This is a genomic window from Adhaeribacter radiodurans (assembly GCF_014075995.1).
In the GTDB taxonomy this organism is placed as follows: Bacteria; Bacteroidota; Bacteroidia; order Cytophagales; family Hymenobacteraceae; genus Adhaeribacter; species Adhaeribacter radiodurans.
The window spans coordinates 3,198,326-3,218,223 of record NZ_CP055153.1 but is presented as its reverse complement, the minus strand read 5'-3'; the positions used below and the strand labels follow the sequence as shown (position 1 = coordinate 3,218,223).

Genomic DNA, 19,898 nt, shown 5'->3' with positions numbered 1-19,898 from the left:
TGAAATTACTTTAAAGTTTTAAAGACTTAAACTTAGTTTAGTAAATAGTAATATTAAAATAAAAGCTAAACTCAAACTAATCGAAGAGACTTTGTTCATGCGCATGGTATTTTCAAAATTGGCGGCTGTTGTATCTTTATTTACTTGCCAAAACCAGCTACTAAAAATAAATAACACCGGACCCGTACAGATTAAGAAAATATAAATATTACTAACATGATTGGTAGTAAGGTAATTCCAGATTAGTAAGCTGGCTCCAACCAGTAAACTTACGGCTGAAAATATGAAAGTACCTTTTATACCTAAATACAGACTTAAAGTACGATCGCCGCGTGAGGCATCTTCGTGATGTTGGTATACTTGCGTAAGCGGGTAAGAACCACATAAAAACAAGGTGCTTACAAAAGCAAAAATTAAATTGGATGGTTGCATTATTTGGTTAGGTGTGGCAGCGCTACCTAATTGCACTATTATAAAAGTAAAGAATCCTTGAAAAAAGATCACCACTAAAGTACTGATAACAGGATATTTCTTTAACCGGATTTTATCGTAACTATACGCTTTGGATACCAGCAAATAAATGAAAATTCCGGAGGTAAACTCCAGCGATACAAACAAAAAAGAGCAGGTAACTGCCAGAAAATCAAAAAGCAGAACAAGCCAGAATAATTTTTGAGTAACCTTCGGTGGATGTTTTAAGCCGCCAATACTACCTTCATCTTTATCAAAATAAGAATTATATCCATTGCTAGCCGGATAAACCAATAAATGTAAGATAACAAAAACCCATCCTGCCTTAATAGAATTAAAAGTTGGTAAAACGCTTAAAGCAAACCAATAAACGGGCATTAAAAACACCGAAAAAGGAATTCGCATTAATTTGAAAGCATCAGCCATTTGAAAATTTTAGGTTAAATATTGCAGGTTACAGACTGCCAGTTGGAAAGTTTTAAAGTTGAAAGGCAACTGGTTATAAGTAGTCAAGTTAAAAGTTTCGACTTTATAAATGCCCAGGATTACATTTTTCCTAGAAGCTTGATCTATCATTAATTTATAAAGTAAAATCAATTTACTTAAAGTCTACCTTATCACTTATAACAAGTAATTTAATCCGGATAGCCAATCAGGTAAATAACTTTTGAACCACTCCAATGCCGCGCTTTGCCCGCTTGCCAGGTATAATTTTCAGAAGAAATATTCCGCGTTAATTGCCAGAGCATCTCGGGCGAATATAAACGAAGAATGGAAACCATTCCGTCCCACATAATGCAAAGGGGCAAAACCGGAATAAGGTAAGTAAAAAATAAACGGCTGAACCGGAAAGGTTTAATAAAAGGGGTAACAATTAAAATAATAAAAGGAAATATAAACAAGACTAAGGCAATTTCCAGCCAACTTTTGTTTGCACCTTCAAATACCCCAATAGGCACTTTTTTACGAGCGGCATCTTGCAGAATTGCCTTAGCTAAACTAGGTTTAAAATGATGAAACGCCGAAAAAATAGTCCGGAAATTAGTAAATGTACCCGGAACATTGGTGGCATCAATGGGCTCGGCAATATAGCTGATTGCACCATCTGTTTGCTTTTTTACCAGTTCAAACGCCGGTGGATTTGGAAATTTGTCCGTTAAAGTAATATGAACCGAATAACCCAATTGTTTACTCAATTCTTTTTGAATACCGGCAATACCGCCGCCGCCACCCGAGCATAAATCCAGAATATCAGGTTCTGAAGTGTGTCGCATGGCTTCCTGCATAAGCGGTAGAATGGGCTGGTATATGCTTATTTTACTAATCATAAACCGTAGGTAATCCATCATGCTTTGCCGCAGAATATCTGGAAACCAGGATAAATCTTCAAATTCAAATAAGTGGTAACGTTTCATACATGCTGAGCATAGTTTAGTAAGTTACAAGTACTCTGGTAAGCTTTTTAAAGAGAGTAACTTACACTTAAATATCCTAAAGCTTACTCCTTTACCTCACCTTAAAAGCCCAACATTTTAGTAAGTAAACTAGGGTGAAAACTTAATTTTGGACAAGTTTAGTATTTAAGAAGGCTATTATTTTTATTTTTTCAACGGGCTCTTATTACCCAAACCTGCCTATTTGTATCTATTCGGGGAATAGTAGGAGCCGCAAAAGTTCTATTAATTCTATCCGTACCGCACTTGTATCACTGCTCCACTATCGTACAGTAAATGTTCGTTTTCGTACACAAAAACCAGAAATATTTTAGATGTAAAAAATTAAGTTGTTGATAATAAATAGATTGTGAAGAATGGCATTTGGCTTGCAAATTTATTGGCATACGTTAATAAACGAATAGTTAGGAATACAATACCAAGCTAAAGCAACTTAAAAAACATTCATCATAATCAAAAACAATATAAGACATGAAAAAAGCAATTTTATCTCTCGCCATCTTATTTCAGGTTGTAGTTGCATCTGCCAATAACAAAGGCGGAAACCAAGAACTTACTGTTTACAAGCAACCATCTAAAGAAACAGAAATTTTAAAAGTTCTTTCCGAAACCGATGAAGTAGCACTCGTGCGGCCGTTTAATAACAGATGGTCGATTGTGACGGTAAACAAAGAAGTAGGCTATATGTCGAGCTTTCAGTTATCGCAATACAACAAACAACAACGGGCAGCCGCTATAGCTAAGGCCAAAGCAACCAAGACCAAACAAAATGGCCGTTCTTAATAAAAAAGTAATTATCTAAACTTGTTAATTTAAAATTAAACCGGCGAAGCTTTCTTCGCCGGTTTTTTATTTTTTCTGAGGCTGATAAACGGAACTGCTTTACATTTAGGATAGGTGAAGTCTGAAAGTTAAATAATTGTAAATCAACTGTTATGGCTGGTTTAACCCGGTAAAAAAAATTAGGCAGAAGCCAGTTCAAACTCCTGGGGCAAAGAAAAACTTAATTGGTGGCTTCTACTACGGCCGTGTAAATGAGCCAGAAACTCGTCGAGGTAAGCTTTGTATTCTATTTGATAATCTTCGTGCAGATTCTTACGAATAAGCTGGCCGGTACGAACCGTTAATCGGGCGGTAGTAACAAAAAAGCTGCGGTACACACTCTCGAACTGACCAGTAAAATTATCGAAGATGAGCTTTAGTAAAAAAATATGCAGTTCTACTTCGCCTTTTGCGTCTTTGGTAATCCGCTTAAAACGGGCAATTTCTTTTATAGCTTTCCGCAACGATTTATTTAAACTTTTCGCAAAGCTCCTACCGGAAGTAGTATGCATTAGATCGTGAATTTTCTCAGAAGTTTCTTCGAGCAGATGTTCCATCGTTACATCGTCTAGCAGTTCAAAAACCAACATGTCGTAAAGCTCCGCATCGCGGCGAACAGCCCGTAAAATCAGGTTTTCTTTTTCTTTTTCAGATAATTCTTTTAAAGCTCTTTTAAATTCAGCAGAAGGCGCAGGCATGGATTAGAAACAATATTATATGGTTTAATTCGGAATGAATTACAGGTTTTTCTTGTTATATTTTTTTATATATCTACTTAAGTAAGACAATTTCCCGGACTGGAAAAGTTCTTTGCGTGTTAATTGGTATATTATTAATATTTTTGATTTTTAGAAATCCAAAAAGTTAAAATGCAGGTATATACCAAATTGCAGGGGTTAATTTGGTATATGTTACCAAACATTACTTAAACCATTTAGCTAAATCTCGTAAATTTTTGTTATGCCTACATCACCTGAAATATTACACGACGAAGACATACTACTACTGGAAGAGCATATAGATTTGCGTAATTTAGTTGTTTATAACGACGACGTAAACACATTTGAGCACGTAATCGAAACGCTTATTCAGGTTTGTAATCATTCGCAAGAACAGGCTGAACAGTGCACTTATCTTATTCATTACAAAGGCAAATGCACTGTAAAAGTTGGGGCTTTCGAAGAATTAGCAGGTATGTGTACTGCCATCCACGAACGGGGCATTTCTGCCGACATTGTTTAACCTGATATTTCTGAATGAATTTTCCTTCTAAACTGATCGAAAGTGCCGTTGATGAGTTAGCAAAATTACCTGGTATTGGCCGTAAAACCGCATTGCGCCTGGTACTACATTTACTAAAATCCGAAACGGAAGAAACCACCGATTTGGCCGATGCCCTTACCAAAATGCGGAACGATATTACTTATTGCGAGCAATGCCATAATATTTCGGATACGGAGGTTTGCAGTATTTGCGCCAATCCACTTCGCGACCAGACTTCTTTATGTGTGGTAAGTGATATTCGCGATGTAATTGCTATTGAAAATACGGCCCAATACAAAGGCTTATACCACGTTTTAGGCGGAGTTATCTCGCCCATCGAAGGTATTGGGCCTTCAGATTTAAATATTACCTCTTTAATTGAGCGTATTCCAGGTTCGGAGGTAAAAGAAATTATATTGGCTATTAGCCCCACCATGGAAGGCGATACTACTTCGTTTTATATTACCCGCAAGTTGCGCGAATTAGGCGTAAAAATAACCACTATTGCTCGGGGAGTACCGGTTGGCGGCGAACTGGAATATACCGATGAAATTACCCTGGGCCGGAGCATTGTGGAACGAACCAGTTACAATAAGGTATAATCTATTAATGAACTTTATAGAAAGGCTACTGAATATCCAGTAGCCTTTTTTTTGCCAAATGTGGAACGTAAGTAGCAAAAGCCGGATCAACCAAAATGTGATTCTAATGATTCGTAAATTCGAGAGCAGGGAATCTGGAGTAAAACCGGTGATGATTAAATTAATTCAGAAGTAGATTATTCATCGGGAGAAGCTTTTAAAATTAAAGAATTAAGTATATCTAAATTGGTAGAATCTTTTACGTAATCGTACCAAGGCACCACCAACGTAAAAATTATTACTTTTACGAAGCAATAAACGCTTATTAATACTAATCTTAGAAGAGACTTCTTTATTAATAGGAGGCATTTTTTATCATGTATTAATTTAAGTCATAAGTAAAAGTTTTTTATATATTTAAACCGCTACCCGGATTTCACAAAAGGTTTTCATTAATTTTCTGGGTAGTTATACTTGATATTTATAGATATTTGCAGAAATCACCACGTACGTTTGTTTGAAAAAACTGTCTGTTATAATTGTTAACTATAATGTATGCTATTTCCTGGAGCAGGCGCTGCTTTCCGTCCGGAAGGCTATTCACAAACTAAATGCTCCCGCCGAGGTATTTGTTGTAGATAATAATTCGGTTGATAATTCGGTTAGCATGTTGCAGCGCCGTTTTCCGGAAGTAAAGCTGATAGAAAATAAAAAAAATTTAGGTTTTTCAAAAGCCAATAACCAGGCTTTGCGGCAAGCTACCGGCGAATACGTCCTGCTTTTGAACCCCGACACGGTGGTGGAAGAAGATACTTTTATTAAATGCTGCTGCTTTATGGACGAACATCCGGAGGCAGGTGGTTTGGGTGTAAAAATGTTGGATGGCACGGGTACCTATTTACCCGAATCTAAACGAGGATTACCTACTCCTTGGGTAGGATTTTACAAAATTTTCGGCTTAACCCAACTTTTCCCGAATTCGGAAAAATTTGCCCGATATTACTTAGGCCATCTCGATAAAAACCAGATTCAGGAAGTGGAAGTGCTGGCAGGTGCTTTTATGTTTTTAAGGCGCTCAGTTTTAAATAAAATCGGTTTGCTCGACGAAGCTTTTTTTATGTACGGCGAAGATATTGACTTGTCTTACCGCATTCAGCAAGCAGGTTATAAAAACTATTATTTGCCACATACCCGTATTCTGCACTACAAAGGAAAAAGTACCCGGCACAGCAGCCTTAACTATGTAGTTGTATTTTATAATGCCATGGCCATTTTTTACCGCAAGCATTTTTTCGGTCGAATGGCCTTGGCTTATTCTTATCTAATCCAGCTAGCTATTGTACTGCGGGCAGGTGTTTCTATTTTAGCGCGTATACTAAATACTTTTTTGCCTTTTCTCGACGATGCCGCCTTGCTTTTTGCCGGTTTATACGGGCTAAAAGTTATTCTGGAACAGCGTACTTCGTTAGAATTTCCGCCATTTTTTACTTCACAAGTACTACCTCTAACCGTAATTTTATGGATTGGCGCCATTTATTTTAATAATGGGTACGAAAAACCATTTAAACTAAGCCGGTTTATTCAGGGTATAGTGGTGGGTACAATATTGGTAGCCGCTTTGGGTAATTTTTGGTCAAACGCTAATTTATCGCATCATTATATTTTATGGGGTACAATCTGGGCTTTGTTTGCTCTTATAGGTAAACGGTTTTTGTACCATTACGGGCAATACAAAAACTTTCAATTAGGTAATCGACCAGGGCGTAGGATTGCTATTATTGGCAGCGAGCAAGAAAGTAAACGCGTGCTAGAACTTCTTAAACATATAAATTCGGGCACTAAAATTATTGGCTTTGCCAGCCCCTACGTAGCCGATAATTCCGCTAAAGAATATCTGGGCGAGTTACAACAGTTAAAAGATATAATTCAGGTACATAAATTAAACGAACTGATTTTTTGCGGAAAAGATTTATCAGTAACTCAAATAATTGAGTGGATGGTTGCGGTAAACGACGAATCGGTTCAGTACAAAATATTACCCGAAGACAGTGAGTATATCATTGGCAGTAACAATAAAAATACCACCGGCGAGTATTATGCCGTACCATTTGAATTAAACTTGTTTAAGAAAGAACAAATCCGAAATAAAATGCTTCTGGATTTTGCTTTGGCACTAATTTTTCTGGGTTTTTCTCCCGTATTAATTTGGCTGGTACAAAATAAAATGGGCTTTATCCGGAATTGCTGGTTGGTTTTAAGTGGTAATTACAACTGGGTAGGCTTGCAAAATACCTTAGATCAGCATTACCGGAAGAATAAAGCAATTTTAACTCCCAAAGATCAGTTTCATTCTTTAACTAAACCGGACGAGCATACGATCCGGCAAATGGAAGTGCTATACGCCCAAAAGTACAGCGTTAAATTAGATATTGATATTATATTTAAAGCCTTCCGTTATCTCGGCCGAAAGGCAATATGAATTAATTTACTAAAAAGCTCCTAAAATCCCTCATCTGATTGGAGAAGTACAGTTAGGGTTATTTTTACTCAAGTACTTTAAATAAAACCGCAAAGTAAATTTAGGTAAAAATTATTCATTCAGCTTTCTTAAACTAATTTCTACCCGACGGTTCTTTTGCCTGCCTTCAGCAGTTAGGTTAGGGGCAATTGGTTGGGTGCTGCCGTATGGAGTGGTAACAATCCGGTTTTCTTCCACGCCTTTCGACAATAAATATTCTTTTACTTTTAACGCTCGTTTGTCCGATAATTTCCAATTGCCAACGTAACTGCCAATAGAATCAGCGTGACCACGCAGCGATATGGCGTATTTTTCATTTACTATTATTTCAGCTAATTGGTCTAAATTAGGGCAGTAATCATTCCGGATGGAAGCTTTGGCAAAATCGTATTCTAATTTAGTAATTACATCTACTTTCAGATTTTTATTTTTAAGTTTTTCTGGTCCGATTACAGACTTAATAACAGGAACGGTATGGTAGGCATTTACGCCGGTAGCAACTAAGGCCAGGCAAAAAGCAACGGTTCTGAATAATTTTGTTCTCATCAAATAATTGGATAATTAAGTTAAATAGGTAAAAGCTCCCTTAAAAATTGTAATCCTAATTATGTTTAATCCTTACTTACGCAATCAAACCTGCAATTGGATTTCAGCCCTTATAATTTTATAACGATAGTAGACCTATGGAAATAAGTAGCAGAAAACGGCGCGTTTATGAGAAAGTATTTACCGCCTGGTTCGCGGCAAAAGGAAGTTTAATTGAATAATTTTAAAAGCATTTAATATTAAAGAGGGGAGTAGCAAAAGAATGTTAAATAATTATGAATACATTTTAAATTTTCGAATTTTTTCTGGTGCGATAATAATTCAGAGAACCACATTAAGCAATTCCGTTATAAATCTGTATTTTTGGCCGCATAACATTTAACCAATATGGAAATGACAGAACAGGCAACCAGCTTTTTATCCGATCGCATTACTTCTTTAGCAGAATCGCAAACCATTGCGATGGCCAAGAAGGCGCGCGAACTGGCGGCTCAAGGTTACGATGTAATAAACCTGAGTTTCGGCGAACCCGATTTCCAAACTCCGCAGTACATTAAAGATGCCGCCAAGAAAGCCCTCGACGATGGCTTTACTTTTTATACTCCGGTGGCCGGCTATCCGGATCTGCGGCAAGAAATTGTAAATAAATTAAAACGCGACAATAATCTCGATTACAAACCCGAAAATATTGTGGTTTCTACCGGCGCCAAACAATCCATTGCTAATGTGGTAATGAGTTTAGTAAATCCCGGCGACGAAGTAATTATATTTTCGCCTTATTGGGTAAGCTACGAAGAAGTAGTAAAACTAGCCGAAGGAATTCCGGTGCAGGTAAAAGGTACCATTGACAACGATTTTGCTATTACCCCGCAGCAACTCGAAGATGCCATTACCAGCAATACCAAATTGGTAATGTATTCGTCGCCGTGTAACCCAACGGGCTCGGTTTTCTCGAAAGAAGAATTAGAGGCTTTTGCCAATATTCTGGCGAAGCATCCGCAGATATTCGTGATGGCCGATGAAATTTACGAATACATTAACTTTACCGGTCAGCATGCCAGCATGGCGCAATTTGATTTTATTAAAGATCGGGTGATTACCGTTAATGGTTTTTCTAAAGGCTATGCCATGACCGGCTGGCGCGTAGGTTACATTGCTGCTAACAAAGAAATTGCCGATGCCTGCGATAAAATGCAGAGTCAGATTACCTCGGGTACTTGCTCTATTGCTCAAAAAGCAGCCGTAGCCGCTTTAAAAGGTGGTAGAGGTTCTGCGGAAGAAATGTCAGCGGCTTATTTGCGCCGGCGCGATTTAGTATTAGGATTAATGAATGAGATTCCGGGTATCAGAACGTATGTACCGCAGGGAGCTTTTTATATTTTCCCGGAAATAAGCTCTTATTTTGGTAAGTCGTTTAATGGCCAGGTAATTAATAACTCCAACGACCTGAGCATGTTCATTTTAAATGATGCGCACGTAGCCGTAGTTTCCGGCGATGCCTTTGGGGCGGATGAATGCGTGCGTTTCTCTTTTGCTGCTTCCGACGAAAAACTGGTGGAGGCCATGCGCCGCTTAAAAGAAAGTTTAGCCAAACTTGTTTAAATGACAACATTCAATAGCCTGGAGGCTATTTTTGATTCTTTTAATCAGTTAACGGTGCTGGTAGTCGGCGACGTTATGATTGATTCTTATTTATGGGGCAAGTCCTCGCGCTTATCACCGGAGGCTCCCGTTCCGATTGTGAACGTAGTCCGGAAAGAAAAGCGTTTGGGTGGTGCCGCAAACGTAGCGCTCAATGTGCAGGCATTGGGCGCTACGCCTTTATTATGCGCCGTAATCGGCGAAGATTTTGTCGGGGCAGAATTGCTGCGCTTAATGGAAGAACAGCAATTACCAACCGACGGTATCATTAAAAGTCCGGACCGGATTACCACCGTTAAAGAACGGATTTTGGCAGGTGGCCAGCAACTGTTGCGCATCGATGCCGAAATGGAAGCTGAATTATTAGAACATGAGTCGGCGCATTTGGTGCAACAATACAGTAAGTTATTACCCTTAGCCGATGTAGTAATTTTTGAGGATTACGACAAAGGTGTTCTTAACGAAGGAAATATCGCGGCTATGATAGAATTGGCAAGGCAACACGATATTCCAACCGTGGTGGATCCCAAAAAGAAAAACTTTCTGTCTTACGTGGGTTGCACGTTATTTAAGCCCAACTTAAAAGAACTAAAAGAAGGTTTAAAAATTGATTTCGCAGATTCAAACCACGTAGCATTTGAGCAAGCCGCTTTTACGTTACAGCAAAAATTAAATACGCCCACCATATTAATTACCCTTTCGGAACGGGGCGTATTTTATTTATCGGGCCCGCACAAAAAGTACATTGCTGCTCATTTAAGAACAATTTCGGATGTATCGGGAGCGGGCGATACCGTAATTAGCATTGCGGCGCTTTGTTTAGCCTTAGATTTGCCCATTGCCTTTGTGGCAGGTTTATCTAATTTAGGCGGAGGATTGGTTTGCGAACAAGTAGGCGTAGTACCTATTGACAAAGTAAATTTACTGGTGGAAGCACAACGTACGAATACATTTCAGTTAGTTAAAATTACTCCGGTAATCAAAATTTAAATTTTTTAAAAACGTTTAATGGTGCAACCGGTAGCTCGGTTTTGGGTTACAGCCGGAACCTGATTACCTAAGATAGCATCTAAAGCAGTTTTTAAATAAGATTCTTTCACGTAGCCTTCCACCTGCGGATTATCATCTATAGCACCTTTGTAACGGAGCAGGAAATCGCCGTTTTGCGGCTGCAATACCACTGCCTCCGGCGTTTTGGTGGCGCCTAGTTGCTGGCTTACTTTCTGGTTAGTATCTTTAAAATAAGTAAAATCGGCATTATCCGGAGCGTTCGTTTTATCAACAGCGTTACCATCATTACCAGGACTATTATCGGTACTAATGGCAGGTTGCACAAACAAGAACGTAACTCCTTTACCCGAATATTCTGAGTTTAATCGTTGAAGTCGGCTTTTATACAAACGGGAGTAAGGACAATGGTTGTGCGTAAATACTACCACTACCGCTTTGCTGGACGCATAATCGGCAAGAGCTAATTTCTGACCGGTTTCATTTTGTAAGACAAACGGTTCTACTTTTTGGCCCTGAGTAGAAGTTTGAGCCTGTAAATGTATGGCGGTTAGTAGCAATAAATTAATAAGAATTATTTTTTTCATAATTAAACTTTGCCTTTGATAGGTAAACTTTAGTAGGTTGGTTGTAAGAAGTATAAATATATAATGATTTTAATATTTATGACTAAGGTACTTACCCAAAAATTCTATTTAATGCTATTAAATTTTTTACAAACGTCAGTTTTAACTTCCTAAACAATAAGTAAGTACCGTGTCCTTTTCTACTTCAAAGTAAACTATATATTTTTTTTGAAACTCAGGAGTACGGATGAACGCTTCCATATTGCCGGTTAGGCTAATAGGAAACGGCGACAAAAGTAAATTTTGATTAAAAATCAGATTTTTTTTTCCGTAAAGTTTGTACAAAGATTCTTTTGCACTCCAGGCAATGGTAAGTTTTACTAAATCGTTGTTAATAGCTAGTTTCTCCTCTGCATTCAAAAATTTATTCTGCACCCGGCTTACTTTCGATTGTACTCTTTCAATATCTATGCCAACCGGAACATTATTAGAAAGTAATACAGCCACCTGTTGTTGCGTGTGCGAAATGGAAATGTGGTAAGAACTTTCGGCAAAGTAAGGTTTTCCAATTTCGTTATTATGCAGGGGATAAGGTACCGATGTAAAGTACTGCAACATTTGGTAAGCTAGTATGCGGCTGGCTAACCACTCTGTCTGCCGCTTATCGTGTGTGATGAATTCGGGAATTTGTAATTCTGCCGGTAAATTAAGGTAGGCTTTTAATTGTGCTACCGTTTCGGTTAAGGTCCAGCGGCCTATTAAAGTACCTGGAGCTATTTCTTTTATCTGAGCAATGGGCATCGCGGATTAAAGGTACTAAATATTTTACTTGCGTTATTCTATTAATTAGAAGCTACAGCATACCGGAAGACTTTTGGGTATTTTTCCGGAAAATTACTTTTTCTTAAATAGATTCTTGTAAATTAGTGTTGCACCCTTACTTTAAATTTAATTTTCATGAATTACCGCACTATCCAGGTACAAAAAATTACAACTTTTACTGGCCACCGGGATTGCGTGTATACCTTGGAAAAGTCGGATAGGGAGGAAGTATTTTTTTCTGCGGCTGGTGACGGCATGGTAGTGGCCTGGAACTTGGAAAATTCCGGTAATGGTGAGTTAATTGCTCAGGTACCGGCCTCGGTGTATGCCTTGCGTTATGTGCCCGAAAAAAATTGGCTGTTGGTGGGGCATAATCATAATAGTTTACAAATTATAGATATAGCCAATAAGGAAGTACTAGCTGCTGTACCCTTACCACCCGTAGCCATTTTTGATATTGTTTGGTCAGGAAAAACGCAATTCATCTACGTTGGTTTAGGCGATGGTGGCTTAGCTGTTATCGATGCAAATTCTTTCACATTAAAAAAGATAATTAAACTTTCTCAAAAAAGTGCGCGTTGCCTGGCACTAAACGAGCTAACGCAAGAGTTAGCCGTTGGATTTAGCGATCATTCTATTCGGGTGCTGGATGCAACGTCCTTAATATTAAAATTCGAACTTAGCGGCCATACCAATTCGGTTTTTACCGTGGCTTATTCCCCGGATGGGCGCTTTTTGTTGAGCGGTAGCCGCGACGCACATTTAAAAGTATGGCTGGCTACGGCAGAGTATACCGAACATACTTCTATAATTGCCCACATGTACGCCATTAATCATATTACATATAGCCCAAACGGAAAATTTTTTGCTACCTGCAGCATGGATAAATCCATTAAAGTTTGGGATGCCGAAGCCTTCCGGTTATTAAAGGTAATTGATAAAGTAAGGCATGCGGGCCATGGCACTTCGGTAAATAAATTATTGTGGTCGGGTTACCGGAACCAGTTAGTTTCGGGTAGCGACGACCGTACCATATCAGTCTGGGATTTAAATTTTAGTTTAACTTATGAAGATTACACCGTTAGAGATTAGGCAAAAAACCTTTGAAAAAGCTTTCCGAGGTTGTGATAAAGACGAAGTTTCGGCTTTTTTATTAACGCTTTCGCAAGAGTGGGAAAAACTGCAGGACGAAAACAAAGAACTACGGGTAAAACTGGACATTTCCGGTAAAGAAGTTCAGAAAATGCGCGAAGTAGAATCCTCGCTTTATCGCACGCTTAAAACAGCCGAAGATACGGGCAATAACATGCTGGAACAAGCCAATAAGTCGGCGGAGTTAAAGTTGCGGGAAGCCCAGTTACAAGCAGATCAGTTATTGAATGATTCGCGGTTAAAAGCCCGCAGCATTATTGAAGATGCCTATAAACAATCGGAAAAAGCTATTGACGATATGCAGCGCGAAGTAAAGCAACTAGAGCAGGAGCATCAGCGTATGGAGAGTTACCTGGAAAGTTTAGTCCGGGATTTAAAGAATTTAGCCCAAGACGCTTTGGAAAAAGTAGAAAAATCAAACAAACGCCCTCGCACGTACTTATCTGGTATTCTGTCTCAGGCGGCAAATGTTAAAGTAAAACAAGTAGAATTAAGTAAGGAATTAAAAGATGTGTTCTCCACTTCCAGTGTAGATTCTATTTCTTTAAATCCTCCGGCCATGCAACAGAGGGCGGAGCAGTTATTGACGCAAAATTCCGTAATTGCCCAAAACCCCGCTGTGGAACCTATTCCGGAAACACCTGCTCAACCGGACCATAATCCGACACCGGACGTTACCCCGCCGCAGCCGGAAATTCCGGATCCGAAAACTCCGGTACCGTCTCCTACTGGTCCGGAGATAGAGCGGCCAATGCCCGACATTCCAGATAACCCTTCACCTGCGCCGGAAATAGAACGTCCGGTTCCGGAAATAAGCCCCATTTCGCCGGGGACGCCGGAAGTACAACCGCCGTTAACGCAACCAGGTGGCCCTACTTTTAATCAACTGAAACCAAGCGCCAAACCAGTGGCTCAACCGGTTGGTAGCGGTTCGTTTTTTGACGAATTAGATTAAACCGGCTAATTAATTATGCAAGGACGCATTACTCTGGAAGGCATGGAGTTTTTTGCTTTTCATGGGTATTACGATGAAGAGCAGAAAATTGGGAACAAGTACGGTGTAGATTTATTTATTGACACGGATTTACAAGCAGCGGCCCAAACCGACGAATTACCTAAAACGGTAAATTATGAGGTATTGTACAAGTTAGTGTACGAAGAAATGAAAGTGCCTGCTCGTTTACTCGAACACTTAGGCTACCGCATTATTGATCGGATTTATCATAAATTTCCGCACTTAAAAAAAGTAAAAGTAAATATCTATAAATTTAATCCTCCGCTTGGCGGAATTTGCCACAAAGCCAAAGTAACTTTAAAGGAAAAGCGATAGATTTAATAAAAAAGGAAATCCTTCTTTCTAAGCCAAAAGCCCGAAGGAAGGATTTCCTTTTTTTCTTTTCTCTTGTGCAAATATCTATATGTAAGTATCCCTAAAAATCGGACAGTTTGAAAGGAGACAGAAAATGGATACTTTAAAACTGAAAAGATGAAAAAGACAAGGATTACCGAGAGTCAGATTATCAAATCGCTACAGGAGAATGAGTCGGGTCAGAAGACAGAAGACATTTGCCGGGAATTAGAAGTTAGCCGGTCTACCTTTTACCGGTGGAAGAGCCAATACGGCGGCATGGAAGCTTCGGATGTAAAACGGCTCAAAGAGTTGGAAGAGGAGAATGCCCGGTTAAAGAAAATGTATACCGATTTAAGTCTGTGTAAGCTTCCCCAAAAATAGAACTGTTCAGGAAGAGGAAAAAACTTAACTTAGAACAGTACTTATGAAAAGAAAGATCTTTAGTCCCCAACAAATTGCTAAAATTCTCAAGGAATTTGAGGATGGTAAAAGTGCGGCCGAGATTAGCCGAGAGCATGGAGTGAGTCAAGCGGCTTTTTACAAATGGCGGCAACGTTACAACGGTATGGATGCGACCGAGCTGAAGCGGCTCAAGGATTTAGAAGAAGAGAACCGGCGGTTGAAAGCCATGTATGCGGAACTAGCCTTAGACTTAAAATTAGCGAAGGAGATCATCGAAAAAAAGCTTTGAAGCCCTGCCAAAAGCGACAGCTGGTGGAAGAGGTTTACCAGCAACCACAAGCCGGCATCAGCAGGGCGTGCCGGGTATTGAGCTTAAGCAAGTCGGTTTACTATTATCAAGCTGTTAAAGAGGACCAACCGGTGGAAGAAGCTTTACGGCAGAAAGCCGAGCAGCATCCCCGAGAAGGTTTTTGGAAGGTCTATGTACGGTTACGTAAAGAAGGCCATCTTTGGAATCATAAACGGGTTTATCGCATCTACACCGCTTTGGGTTTAAACCTGCGTCGTAAAGCGAAAAAGCGTCTACCCGCCCGCATCCAACAGCCCCTGCAAGTACCGCAGACATTGAACTATACTTGGTCGATTGATTTTATGAGTGATGCTTTGCTGAACGGGCGAAAGTTCCGCTCTTTCCATGTGCTAGATGATTATAACCGGGAAATCTTGCATATTGAAGTGGACTTTTCTTTGAAAAGCAACCGGGTAGTTTGGGTACTGAATCACCTATTAAAGCGAAGAGAAAAACCAAAACAGATCCGAATGGATAACGGACCAGAGTTTGTGGCTAGCTTAATGAAGGAATGGAGTCAGGTCCAAGGGATAGAATTTAAATATATTCAACCCGGCAAGCCAACGCAAAACGCCTTTGTAGAACGGTTTAACGGTACCTTCCGCCGAAATGTACTTAATGCTTACTTATTTGAAAACCTGGAGGAAGTAAGAGAAATTACGGCGACTTGGCTCGAGGATTACAACCATAAAAGACCACATGATGCTTTGAATGGAATGGCTCCCGTTGAATATGCTAGAAAAAAGCAGCTTAGTAAAGTAGTATCACCTTAATTAGAATTTATAATTGTAACCAGTTCTAAAAACGGGAAGCTTACAGTAGTAGAAAGGATATAACAATCCATTGCGTAAATCCAACAATGTCCAACATCTACTATCTTGATACTTGTGTCTCTTTAATTATGAAATTATTTATATGCTAGATTTAGTAATTCCTGAGCGGCAGCAAAAGCGGATAATTGGCCGGATATAACTTGTTGTTCTTTTTCTTTTATATGCTTGGCTACTTCAGGATGCGCGAAAAATTTTTCTTCTAAAGTCTGGCGAATCGTTTCACGGAACCAGTAAAGATGCTGTTGGTTGCGTTTTTCTTGCCAATATTTACTTTTTTGCATTTTTTGAGCATACTCCTGTATGCTTTTCCAAACTTCGGAAATACCGGTGTTTTCTAGAGCAGAACTTAATTGTACCGGAACTTGCCAACCAGATGGCGGCACAGGAAATAAATGAAGAGCATTTATGTACTCTGCTCGCGCCACACGGGCTTTCTCTAAATTAGATCCATCGGCTTTTGTAATTATTAAAGCGTCGGCCATCTCCATTATTCCTTTTTTTAAACCTTGCAATTCGTCGCCGGCGCCAGCTAGTAACAAAAGCAGAAAAAAGTCGGTGAGGCTATGAACGGCCGTTTCAGATTGACCCACGCCCACGGTTTCTACAAAAATAACTTCGAAGCCAGCCGCTTCGCATAATAGTATACTTTCGCGGGTGTAACAGGCAACCCCGCCCAAGGAATTACCAGCCGGAGAAGGGCGAATATACGCCTGGAGCTGAGTAGCCAGTACGGGCATGCGGGTTTTATCTCCCAGAATACTGCCCCCGGTTCTTTGACTAGTAGGATCAATGGCTAGTACCGCTAATTTTTTCTGTTCTTTTAAAATGAGATAATTGCCTAAGGCCTCAATAAAAGTGCTTTTACCAACTCCTGGAGCACCCGTGATTCCAATTCTGATGGAATTACCGGAATAGGGTAGAAGCCGGTTAATTACTTGTTGCGCGAGTTCCTGATCAGCGGGCAATTTACTTTCGACTAATGTAATTGCCCGGCTTAATACCACCCGGTTCCCGGCCAGAATCTGATCTACGTACTGATCAACGTAAAAGCGTTTTACCAAAACCTACTCTGTTTTAAATGAAAGATTTAAATGGTACGCAGGCAGAAGTGAAGGAGTAATAAAAAAGATAAATAATTTATAACCTATCTCAATTGACTGTAACGAATATTGAAAAAGAAGCTTTGCACAAAATTAGGCAAGCCGAGTTCGCTATGACTTGCTGAGTCCAGCATCTGACCTTCGTCAACGTAGTTACAGCCCAAACCCGGAGCATTTGGGTTATTTATTAATCCCAAGGTAGTTTCTTTTTCTTTCGCCAGGTAAATTTTACCATCCGGACCTAGTTGTAACGAACCAATTTTATCGGCTTTAGAAACCGCAATAAGGGTAGGGGATTCTTCTACGGCTTGCCGGGAACCCAGTAAATTAAATTGCCAGATTTGAGAAGGTACGTTGCCAATTCCGTTGGTTGTTCCATAGAGCTTAGTACCATCCGGTGAAAATTCTACCCCATAAGCTTCGTCGTAGTGGTCAAAAGAAATAGGGTTCGATACTTTACCAGTGCTGGCATTAAAGTCGAAAACTTCAAATTTATTGCTGTCGCGCCAAAGTGCTAAGGCAAGTTTTTTTCCGTCCGGCGATACTTTCATAGCTCCAATTGCTTCTTTGTTTTTACCCTTATGAGTCGTACCTACGTTACTTACAATTGGTTGCCGGCTTACTCCGGCCGCCGTTACCTGGTAGGCGTAAAAACCATCAGAATTCCACTTATGCGTAATTACCCAGTAATCTTTGTTGTTGCTATGTTTAACGGCGGTTAATTTTTCGGAAACGGGTGAAATCAAAAAGTTGTTTTTTTTAGCAATATCGCCCATGCCATTTTGCAGTTTCATATCCACTTCGGAATAGCGGAGGCCATACAACTGCGATTGCAGATCGGCGGTGAAAATATAGTAAATATTAGGGTTAAGCGGACGGGGCACAATTACCGCCGATTGGGTAGAAGACCGATGACCCATTAAACGATTGCCATTCGGCATTAATTTATGCTCGCGGTTCCAGACACTTACGCCATTGGTATAAAATAGTAAATTCCCGTCGGTATTTGAAATAGTAGCGCAACCTTCCATAGTAGAAAGCATGCTATTGGCCAATGGTACGGGTTTTCCGCTGGTAAAATCTAAACCTGCCCGCTCGCCAAAATACCAGATGTTGGCTTCTTTCTGCGCATACGCAGTCTTATTCACCCAAAACCATGATAGAAACAAGCAAGCGAAACAAATTTTTTTTAACATAATTGGATTGATGCAGAGAGTTAAGGTCGATGTAAATTCGAAATTTTCGGGTAAAAATAAAACAAGTACAACAAAAAAACCGGAGAATATAAATACTTACTAATTTTATGGCTCTTATTCAGTCAGATATATTTAGATTTAGTAACCAACAGATTGATTTAAACTTTTTACTTCAAGAGCTTGGCTGCATTTAATAGTTTATATTATTTAAAACGAGTTTATGGATGAGTTTATTCGAATTTAAGCTATAAAAGACTTTAAAGAAATAAAAAAGCCCACCAGCTACCAGCCAATAAAACAAAAGCCCACTCTTATTTGAGTGGGCTTTTAACGCGTACAGTAATCGGACTGTAGTGGGATAAAGTTTTTGAGGATATTTAAGCTACTTGCAGGAATAACTTTTCTTTTTCACGACGCACTTTTTTCTGGTTGGCTAACCAATCATTGGCTTCGTCGCGGTAGCCCAAAGGCAGCAAAGTTACACTACGCAAGCCTTTTTCTTTAAGGTTTAACAATTCATCTAAGGCGGTGGCATTAAAACCTTCCATGGGAGTGGCATCTACCTGTTCGGTAGCAGCAGCGGCGATAGCCGTACCAAAAGCAATATAAGCCTGGCGGGCAGCCCACTGAAAGTTTTGCTCAGGAGTGTTGCGGGTAACAATGCCCACCAGCGAGCTTTTAAAATCATTTAAAGTTTCCGGCGCAACTCCGCGTTCGGTGGCCATTTGATTGATGTACTCCGTTACTTGCTCTTCGGTAATATTGTCCCAGGCGGCAAATATAAGTAAGTGCGAAGCTTCTACGATTTGTGGTTGATTAAAGGCTACTTTCTGAATCTCACGCCGCAATTCTTCATCTTCAATTACTAAAACGGTATAAGGTTGTAAGCCCATAGAAGAAGCAGAAAGGCGAGTTGCTTCTAAAATGGCATTTACTTTTTCTTGTGGCACTTTCTCACCGTTCATTCTTTTTACAGCGTAGCGCCAATTTAAAGCTTGTATCAGGCTCATAATTTTATTTGTTTTAAATGAGTTAGTAACTGTTTAATTTTTAATTACTTAAATATTAATAATAACACTGTTAACTTATAGCACAAAAAAATATTTATTGGTTAATAGTTAAATGTATTTTACTGCTATTATTATTTCTAACACTGTTAATTAATAAATAAAAAAATTAGGAAATGTTTTTAATAAATCCTTGAATAGCATCTTGTAATATTAATTGATTTAATTTGTCAGGAGCTTCGCTTCGGCCGGTTAAATTAATCGATATTAAACCATGTAACATTGACCAAAAGGTATGAAACTTTAAAAAATAATCAACTTTCGGGTTTTTGCCAGAGTTAATTAATTCTTTTATAGTTTCCTGAAGTATGTTACTAAATTGCTTCATTTCTGGCGTTTGCCGCACTGTTTCGCAAGTAGGCATGCCTAAGCCATACATTAACTGGTAATATTCTTTATTAGCAAAAGCAAAATTCCAGTAAGCATGAGCCAGGGCTTCTAATTGAGTCGACGGTTCATCGTGCTGTAGCTTGGCTTCTTCTAATTGCAGGTTTAACAGCCGGAACCCTTCTTTAGTAAATTCCTGCAGTATGGCTTCTTTGTTCTCGAAGTGGTTGTAGATAACGGGTACGCTGTACTCAATAGCCTCCGCAATTTTACGAATAGAAAGCGCTTGCCAGCCTTCGGCTAACACCAAAGCCCAAGCCGCCTGGAGAATACTTCCCCGAACTTCTTCTTTTTGTCTTTGTTTGCGCTCTATGATTCCCATCTACTTATCTGTTGTTAGAATAGTTAACAGTGTTAGTAAATTTAAAG

The 19,898-nt window shown here is 39.4% G+C and carries 20 protein-coding genes and 1 pseudogene; 11 read left to right on the top strand and 10 right to left on the bottom strand.

Annotation, left to right across the window (positions count from 1 at the left end):
• Nucleotides 1–18: 18 nt before the first annotated feature.
• Nucleotides 19–897: a UbiA family prenyltransferase gene (locus tag HUW48_RS13045; protein WP_182416087.1), complete on the bottom strand. Its 879-nt coding sequence runs from the start codon at nt 895–897 to the stop codon at nt 19–21.
• Nucleotides 898–1,106: 209 nt separating this feature from the next.
• The gene (locus HUW48_RS13040; RefSeq protein WP_182416086.1) at nt 1,107–1,886 is read right to left on the bottom strand and encodes a class I SAM-dependent methyltransferase; all 780 of its coding nucleotides are present in this window, start codon (nt 1,884–1,886) and stop codon (nt 1,107–1,109) included.
• A gap of 510 nt (nt 1,887–2,396) precedes the next feature.
• On the opposite strand from HUW48_RS13040, the gene HUW48_RS13035 reads away from it, so the two are divergent.
• On the top strand, nt 2,397–2,708 hold the full coding sequence (locus HUW48_RS13035) for a hypothetical protein (protein WP_182416085.1): 312 nt from the start codon (nt 2,397–2,399) through the stop codon (nt 2,706–2,708).
• Between the two features lie 179 nt (nt 2,709–2,887).
• Here the strand turns inward: HUW48_RS13035 and HUW48_RS13030 are convergent, their stop codons facing one another.
• Nucleotides 2,888–3,445, bottom strand: coding sequence for a hypothetical protein (locus tag HUW48_RS13030; RefSeq protein ID WP_182416084.1), 558 nt, complete (start codon nt 3,443–3,445; stop codon nt 2,888–2,890).
• Nucleotides 3,446–3,707: 262 nt separating this feature from the next.
• On the opposite strand from HUW48_RS13030, the gene HUW48_RS13025 reads away from it, so the two are divergent.
• From HUW48_RS13025 to HUW48_RS13015, 3 genes are all read left to right on the top strand, one after another.
• Nucleotides 3,708–3,989 (top strand): ATP-dependent Clp protease adaptor ClpS, encoded by a 282-nt coding sequence (locus tag HUW48_RS13025; protein ID WP_182416083.1) that lies wholly within the window; start codon nt 3,708–3,710, stop codon nt 3,987–3,989.
• A gap of 14 nt (nt 3,990–4,003) precedes the next feature.
• The gene (recR, locus tag HUW48_RS13020) at nt 4,004–4,612 is read left to right on the top strand and encodes a recombination mediator RecR (protein WP_182416082.1); all 609 of its coding nucleotides are present in this window, start codon (nt 4,004–4,006) and stop codon (nt 4,610–4,612) included.
• 496 nt (nt 4,613–5,108) lie between these two features.
• Nucleotides 5,109–7,070: a glycosyltransferase family 2 protein gene (locus HUW48_RS13015; RefSeq protein WP_220464030.1), complete on the top strand. Its 1,962-nt coding sequence runs from the start codon at nt 5,109–5,111 to the stop codon at nt 7,068–7,070.
• Between the two features lie 111 nt (nt 7,071–7,181).
• Here the strand turns inward: HUW48_RS13015 and HUW48_RS13010 are convergent, their stop codons facing one another.
• Entirely contained in the window at nt 7,182–7,655 is a 474-nt protein-coding gene (locus tag HUW48_RS13010) for an OmpA family protein (protein ID WP_182416081.1), read from the bottom strand.
• Between the two features lie 387 nt (nt 7,656–8,042).
• Between HUW48_RS13010 and HUW48_RS13005 the strand changes: the two genes are divergently transcribed.
• Both HUW48_RS13005 and HUW48_RS13000 read left to right on the top strand, forming a co-directional pair.
• Nucleotides 8,043–9,257, top strand: coding sequence for a pyridoxal phosphate-dependent aminotransferase (locus HUW48_RS13005; RefSeq protein WP_394368468.1), 1,215 nt, complete (start codon nt 8,043–8,045; stop codon nt 9,255–9,257).
• The gene (locus tag HUW48_RS13000) at nt 9,258–10,286 is read left to right on the top strand and encodes a bifunctional heptose 7-phosphate kinase/heptose 1-phosphate adenyltransferase (RefSeq protein WP_182416080.1); all 1,029 of its coding nucleotides are present in this window, start codon (nt 9,258–9,260) and stop codon (nt 10,284–10,286) included.
• 5 nt (nt 10,287–10,291) lie between these two features.
• Here HUW48_RS13000 and HUW48_RS12995 read toward each other — a convergent pair whose 3' ends face one another.
• Complete coding sequence (locus tag HUW48_RS12995) at nt 10,292–10,891, bottom strand: redoxin domain-containing protein (RefSeq protein ID WP_182416079.1); 600 nt, start codon at nt 10,889–10,891, stop codon at nt 10,292–10,294.
• Between the two features lie 141 nt (nt 10,892–11,032).
• Nucleotides 11,033–11,671, bottom strand: coding sequence for a 4'-phosphopantetheinyl transferase family protein (locus HUW48_RS12990; RefSeq protein ID WP_182416078.1), 639 nt, complete (start codon nt 11,669–11,671; stop codon nt 11,033–11,035).
• A gap of 156 nt (nt 11,672–11,827) precedes the next feature.
• Between HUW48_RS12990 and HUW48_RS12985 the strand changes: the two genes are divergently transcribed.
• The 5 genes and pseudogenes from HUW48_RS12985 to HUW48_RS12965 all read left to right on the top strand — a co-directional run bounded on the left by HUW48_RS12985 (nt 11,828) and on the right by HUW48_RS12965 (nt 15,719).
• Nucleotides 11,828–12,784 (top strand): WD40 repeat domain-containing protein, encoded by a 957-nt coding sequence (locus tag HUW48_RS12985; protein WP_182416077.1) that lies wholly within the window; start codon nt 11,828–11,830, stop codon nt 12,782–12,784.
• Nucleotides 12,759–13,799 carry a DivIVA domain-containing protein gene (locus tag HUW48_RS12980; protein ID WP_182416076.1) on the top strand — a complete coding sequence of 347 codons (1,041 nt, stop codon included), beginning with the start codon at nt 12,759–12,761 and terminating at the stop codon, nt 13,797–13,799. The genes HUW48_RS12985 and HUW48_RS12980 overlap by 26 nt, the downstream gene beginning before the upstream one ends.
• A 15-nt stretch (nt 13,800–13,814) precedes the next feature.
• The gene (folB, locus tag HUW48_RS12975; RefSeq protein WP_182416075.1) at nt 13,815–14,174 is read left to right on the top strand and encodes a dihydroneopterin aldolase; all 360 of its coding nucleotides are present in this window, start codon (nt 13,815–13,817) and stop codon (nt 14,172–14,174) included.
• 156 nt (nt 14,175–14,330) lie between these two features.
• Nucleotides 14,331–14,555: pseudogene (locus HUW48_RS12970) on the top strand (transposase); the annotation flags it as partial.
• 64 nt (nt 14,556–14,619) lie between these two features.
• Nucleotides 14,620–15,719, top strand: a protein-coding gene (locus HUW48_RS12965) for an IS3 family transposase (RefSeq protein WP_394368414.1) whose coding sequence is annotated in 2 segments (ribosomal slippage) — nt 14,620–14,881 and nt 14,881–15,719 — 1,101 coding nt in all. Because the reading frame shifts where the segments join, the coding sequence is not laid out codon by codon here.
• A 134-nt stretch (nt 15,720–15,853) separates the two neighbouring features.
• On the opposite strand, the gene meaB is transcribed toward HUW48_RS12965, so the two are convergent.
• The 4 genes from meaB to HUW48_RS12945 all read right to left on the bottom strand — a co-directional run bounded on the left by meaB (nt 15,854) and on the right by HUW48_RS12945 (nt 19,851).
• Entirely contained in the window at nt 15,854–16,840 is a 987-nt protein-coding gene (gene meaB / locus HUW48_RS12960) for a methylmalonyl Co-A mutase-associated GTPase MeaB (RefSeq protein WP_182416073.1), read from the bottom strand.
• 83 nt (nt 16,841–16,923) lie between these two features.
• On the bottom strand, nt 16,924–18,027 hold the full coding sequence (locus tag HUW48_RS12955) for a TolB-like translocation protein (protein WP_246343857.1): 1,104 nt from the start codon (nt 18,025–18,027) through the stop codon (nt 16,924–16,926).
• A 425-nt stretch (nt 18,028–18,452) separates the two neighbouring features.
• Complete coding sequence (locus HUW48_RS12950; RefSeq protein ID WP_182416071.1) at nt 18,453–19,085, bottom strand: nitroreductase family protein; 633 nt, start codon at nt 19,083–19,085, stop codon at nt 18,453–18,455.
• 166 nt (nt 19,086–19,251) lie between these two features.
• Nucleotides 19,252–19,851: a TetR/AcrR family transcriptional regulator gene (locus HUW48_RS12945; RefSeq protein ID WP_182416070.1), complete on the bottom strand. Its 600-nt coding sequence runs from the start codon at nt 19,849–19,851 to the stop codon at nt 19,252–19,254.
• Nucleotides 19,852–19,898: the final 47 nt, after the last annotated feature.

What these genes read in the sequence shown, in the direction of transcription:
- HUW48_RS13045 (WP_182416087.1), bottom strand. Translation starts at nt 897, where the DNA reads ATGGCTGATGCTTTCAAATTAATGCGAATTCCTTTTTCGGTGTTTTTA.
- HUW48_RS13040 (WP_182416086.1), bottom strand. Translation starts at nt 1,886, where the DNA reads ATGAAACGTTACCACTTATTTGAATTTGAAGATTTATCCTGGTTTCCA.
- HUW48_RS13035 (WP_182416085.1), top strand. Translation starts at nt 2,397, where the DNA reads ATGAAAAAAGCAATTTTATCTCTCGCCATCTTATTTCAGGTTGTAGTT.
- HUW48_RS13030 (WP_182416084.1), bottom strand. Translation starts at nt 3,445, where the DNA reads ATGCCTGCGCCTTCTGCTGAATTTAAAAGAGCTTTAAAAGAATTATCT.
- HUW48_RS13025 (WP_182416083.1), top strand. Translation starts at nt 3,708, where the DNA reads ATGCCTACATCACCTGAAATATTACACGACGAAGACATACTACTACTG.
- recR (WP_182416082.1), top strand. Translation starts at nt 4,004, where the DNA reads ATGAATTTTCCTTCTAAACTGATCGAAAGTGCCGTTGATGAGTTAGCA.
- HUW48_RS13010 (WP_182416081.1), bottom strand. Translation starts at nt 7,655, where the DNA reads ATGAGAACAAAATTATTCAGAACCGTTGCTTTTTGCCTGGCCTTAGTT.
- HUW48_RS13005 (WP_394368468.1), top strand. Translation starts at nt 8,043, where the DNA reads ATGGAAATGACAGAACAGGCAACCAGCTTTTTATCCGATCGCATTACT.
- HUW48_RS13000 (WP_182416080.1), top strand. Translation starts at nt 9,258, where the DNA reads ATGACAACATTCAATAGCCTGGAGGCTATTTTTGATTCTTTTAATCAG.
- HUW48_RS12995 (WP_182416079.1), bottom strand. Translation starts at nt 10,891, where the DNA reads ATGAAAAAAATAATTCTTATTAATTTATTGCTACTAACCGCCATACAT.
- HUW48_RS12990 (WP_182416078.1), bottom strand. Translation starts at nt 11,671, where the DNA reads ATGCCCATTGCTCAGATAAAAGAAATAGCTCCAGGTACTTTAATAGGC.
- HUW48_RS12985 (WP_182416077.1), top strand. Translation starts at nt 11,828, where the DNA reads ATGAATTACCGCACTATCCAGGTACAAAAAATTACAACTTTTACTGGC.
- HUW48_RS12980 (WP_182416076.1), top strand. Translation starts at nt 12,759, where the DNA reads ATGAAGATTACACCGTTAGAGATTAGGCAAAAAACCTTTGAAAAAGCT.
- folB (WP_182416075.1), top strand. Translation starts at nt 13,815, where the DNA reads ATGCAAGGACGCATTACTCTGGAAGGCATGGAGTTTTTTGCTTTTCAT.
- HUW48_RS12950 (WP_182416071.1), bottom strand. Translation starts at nt 19,085, where the DNA reads ATGAGCCTGATACAAGCTTTAAATTGGCGCTACGCTGTAAAAAGAATG.
- HUW48_RS12945 (WP_182416070.1), bottom strand. Translation starts at nt 19,851, where the DNA reads ATGGGAATCATAGAGCGCAAACAAAGACAAAAAGAAGAAGTTCGGGGA.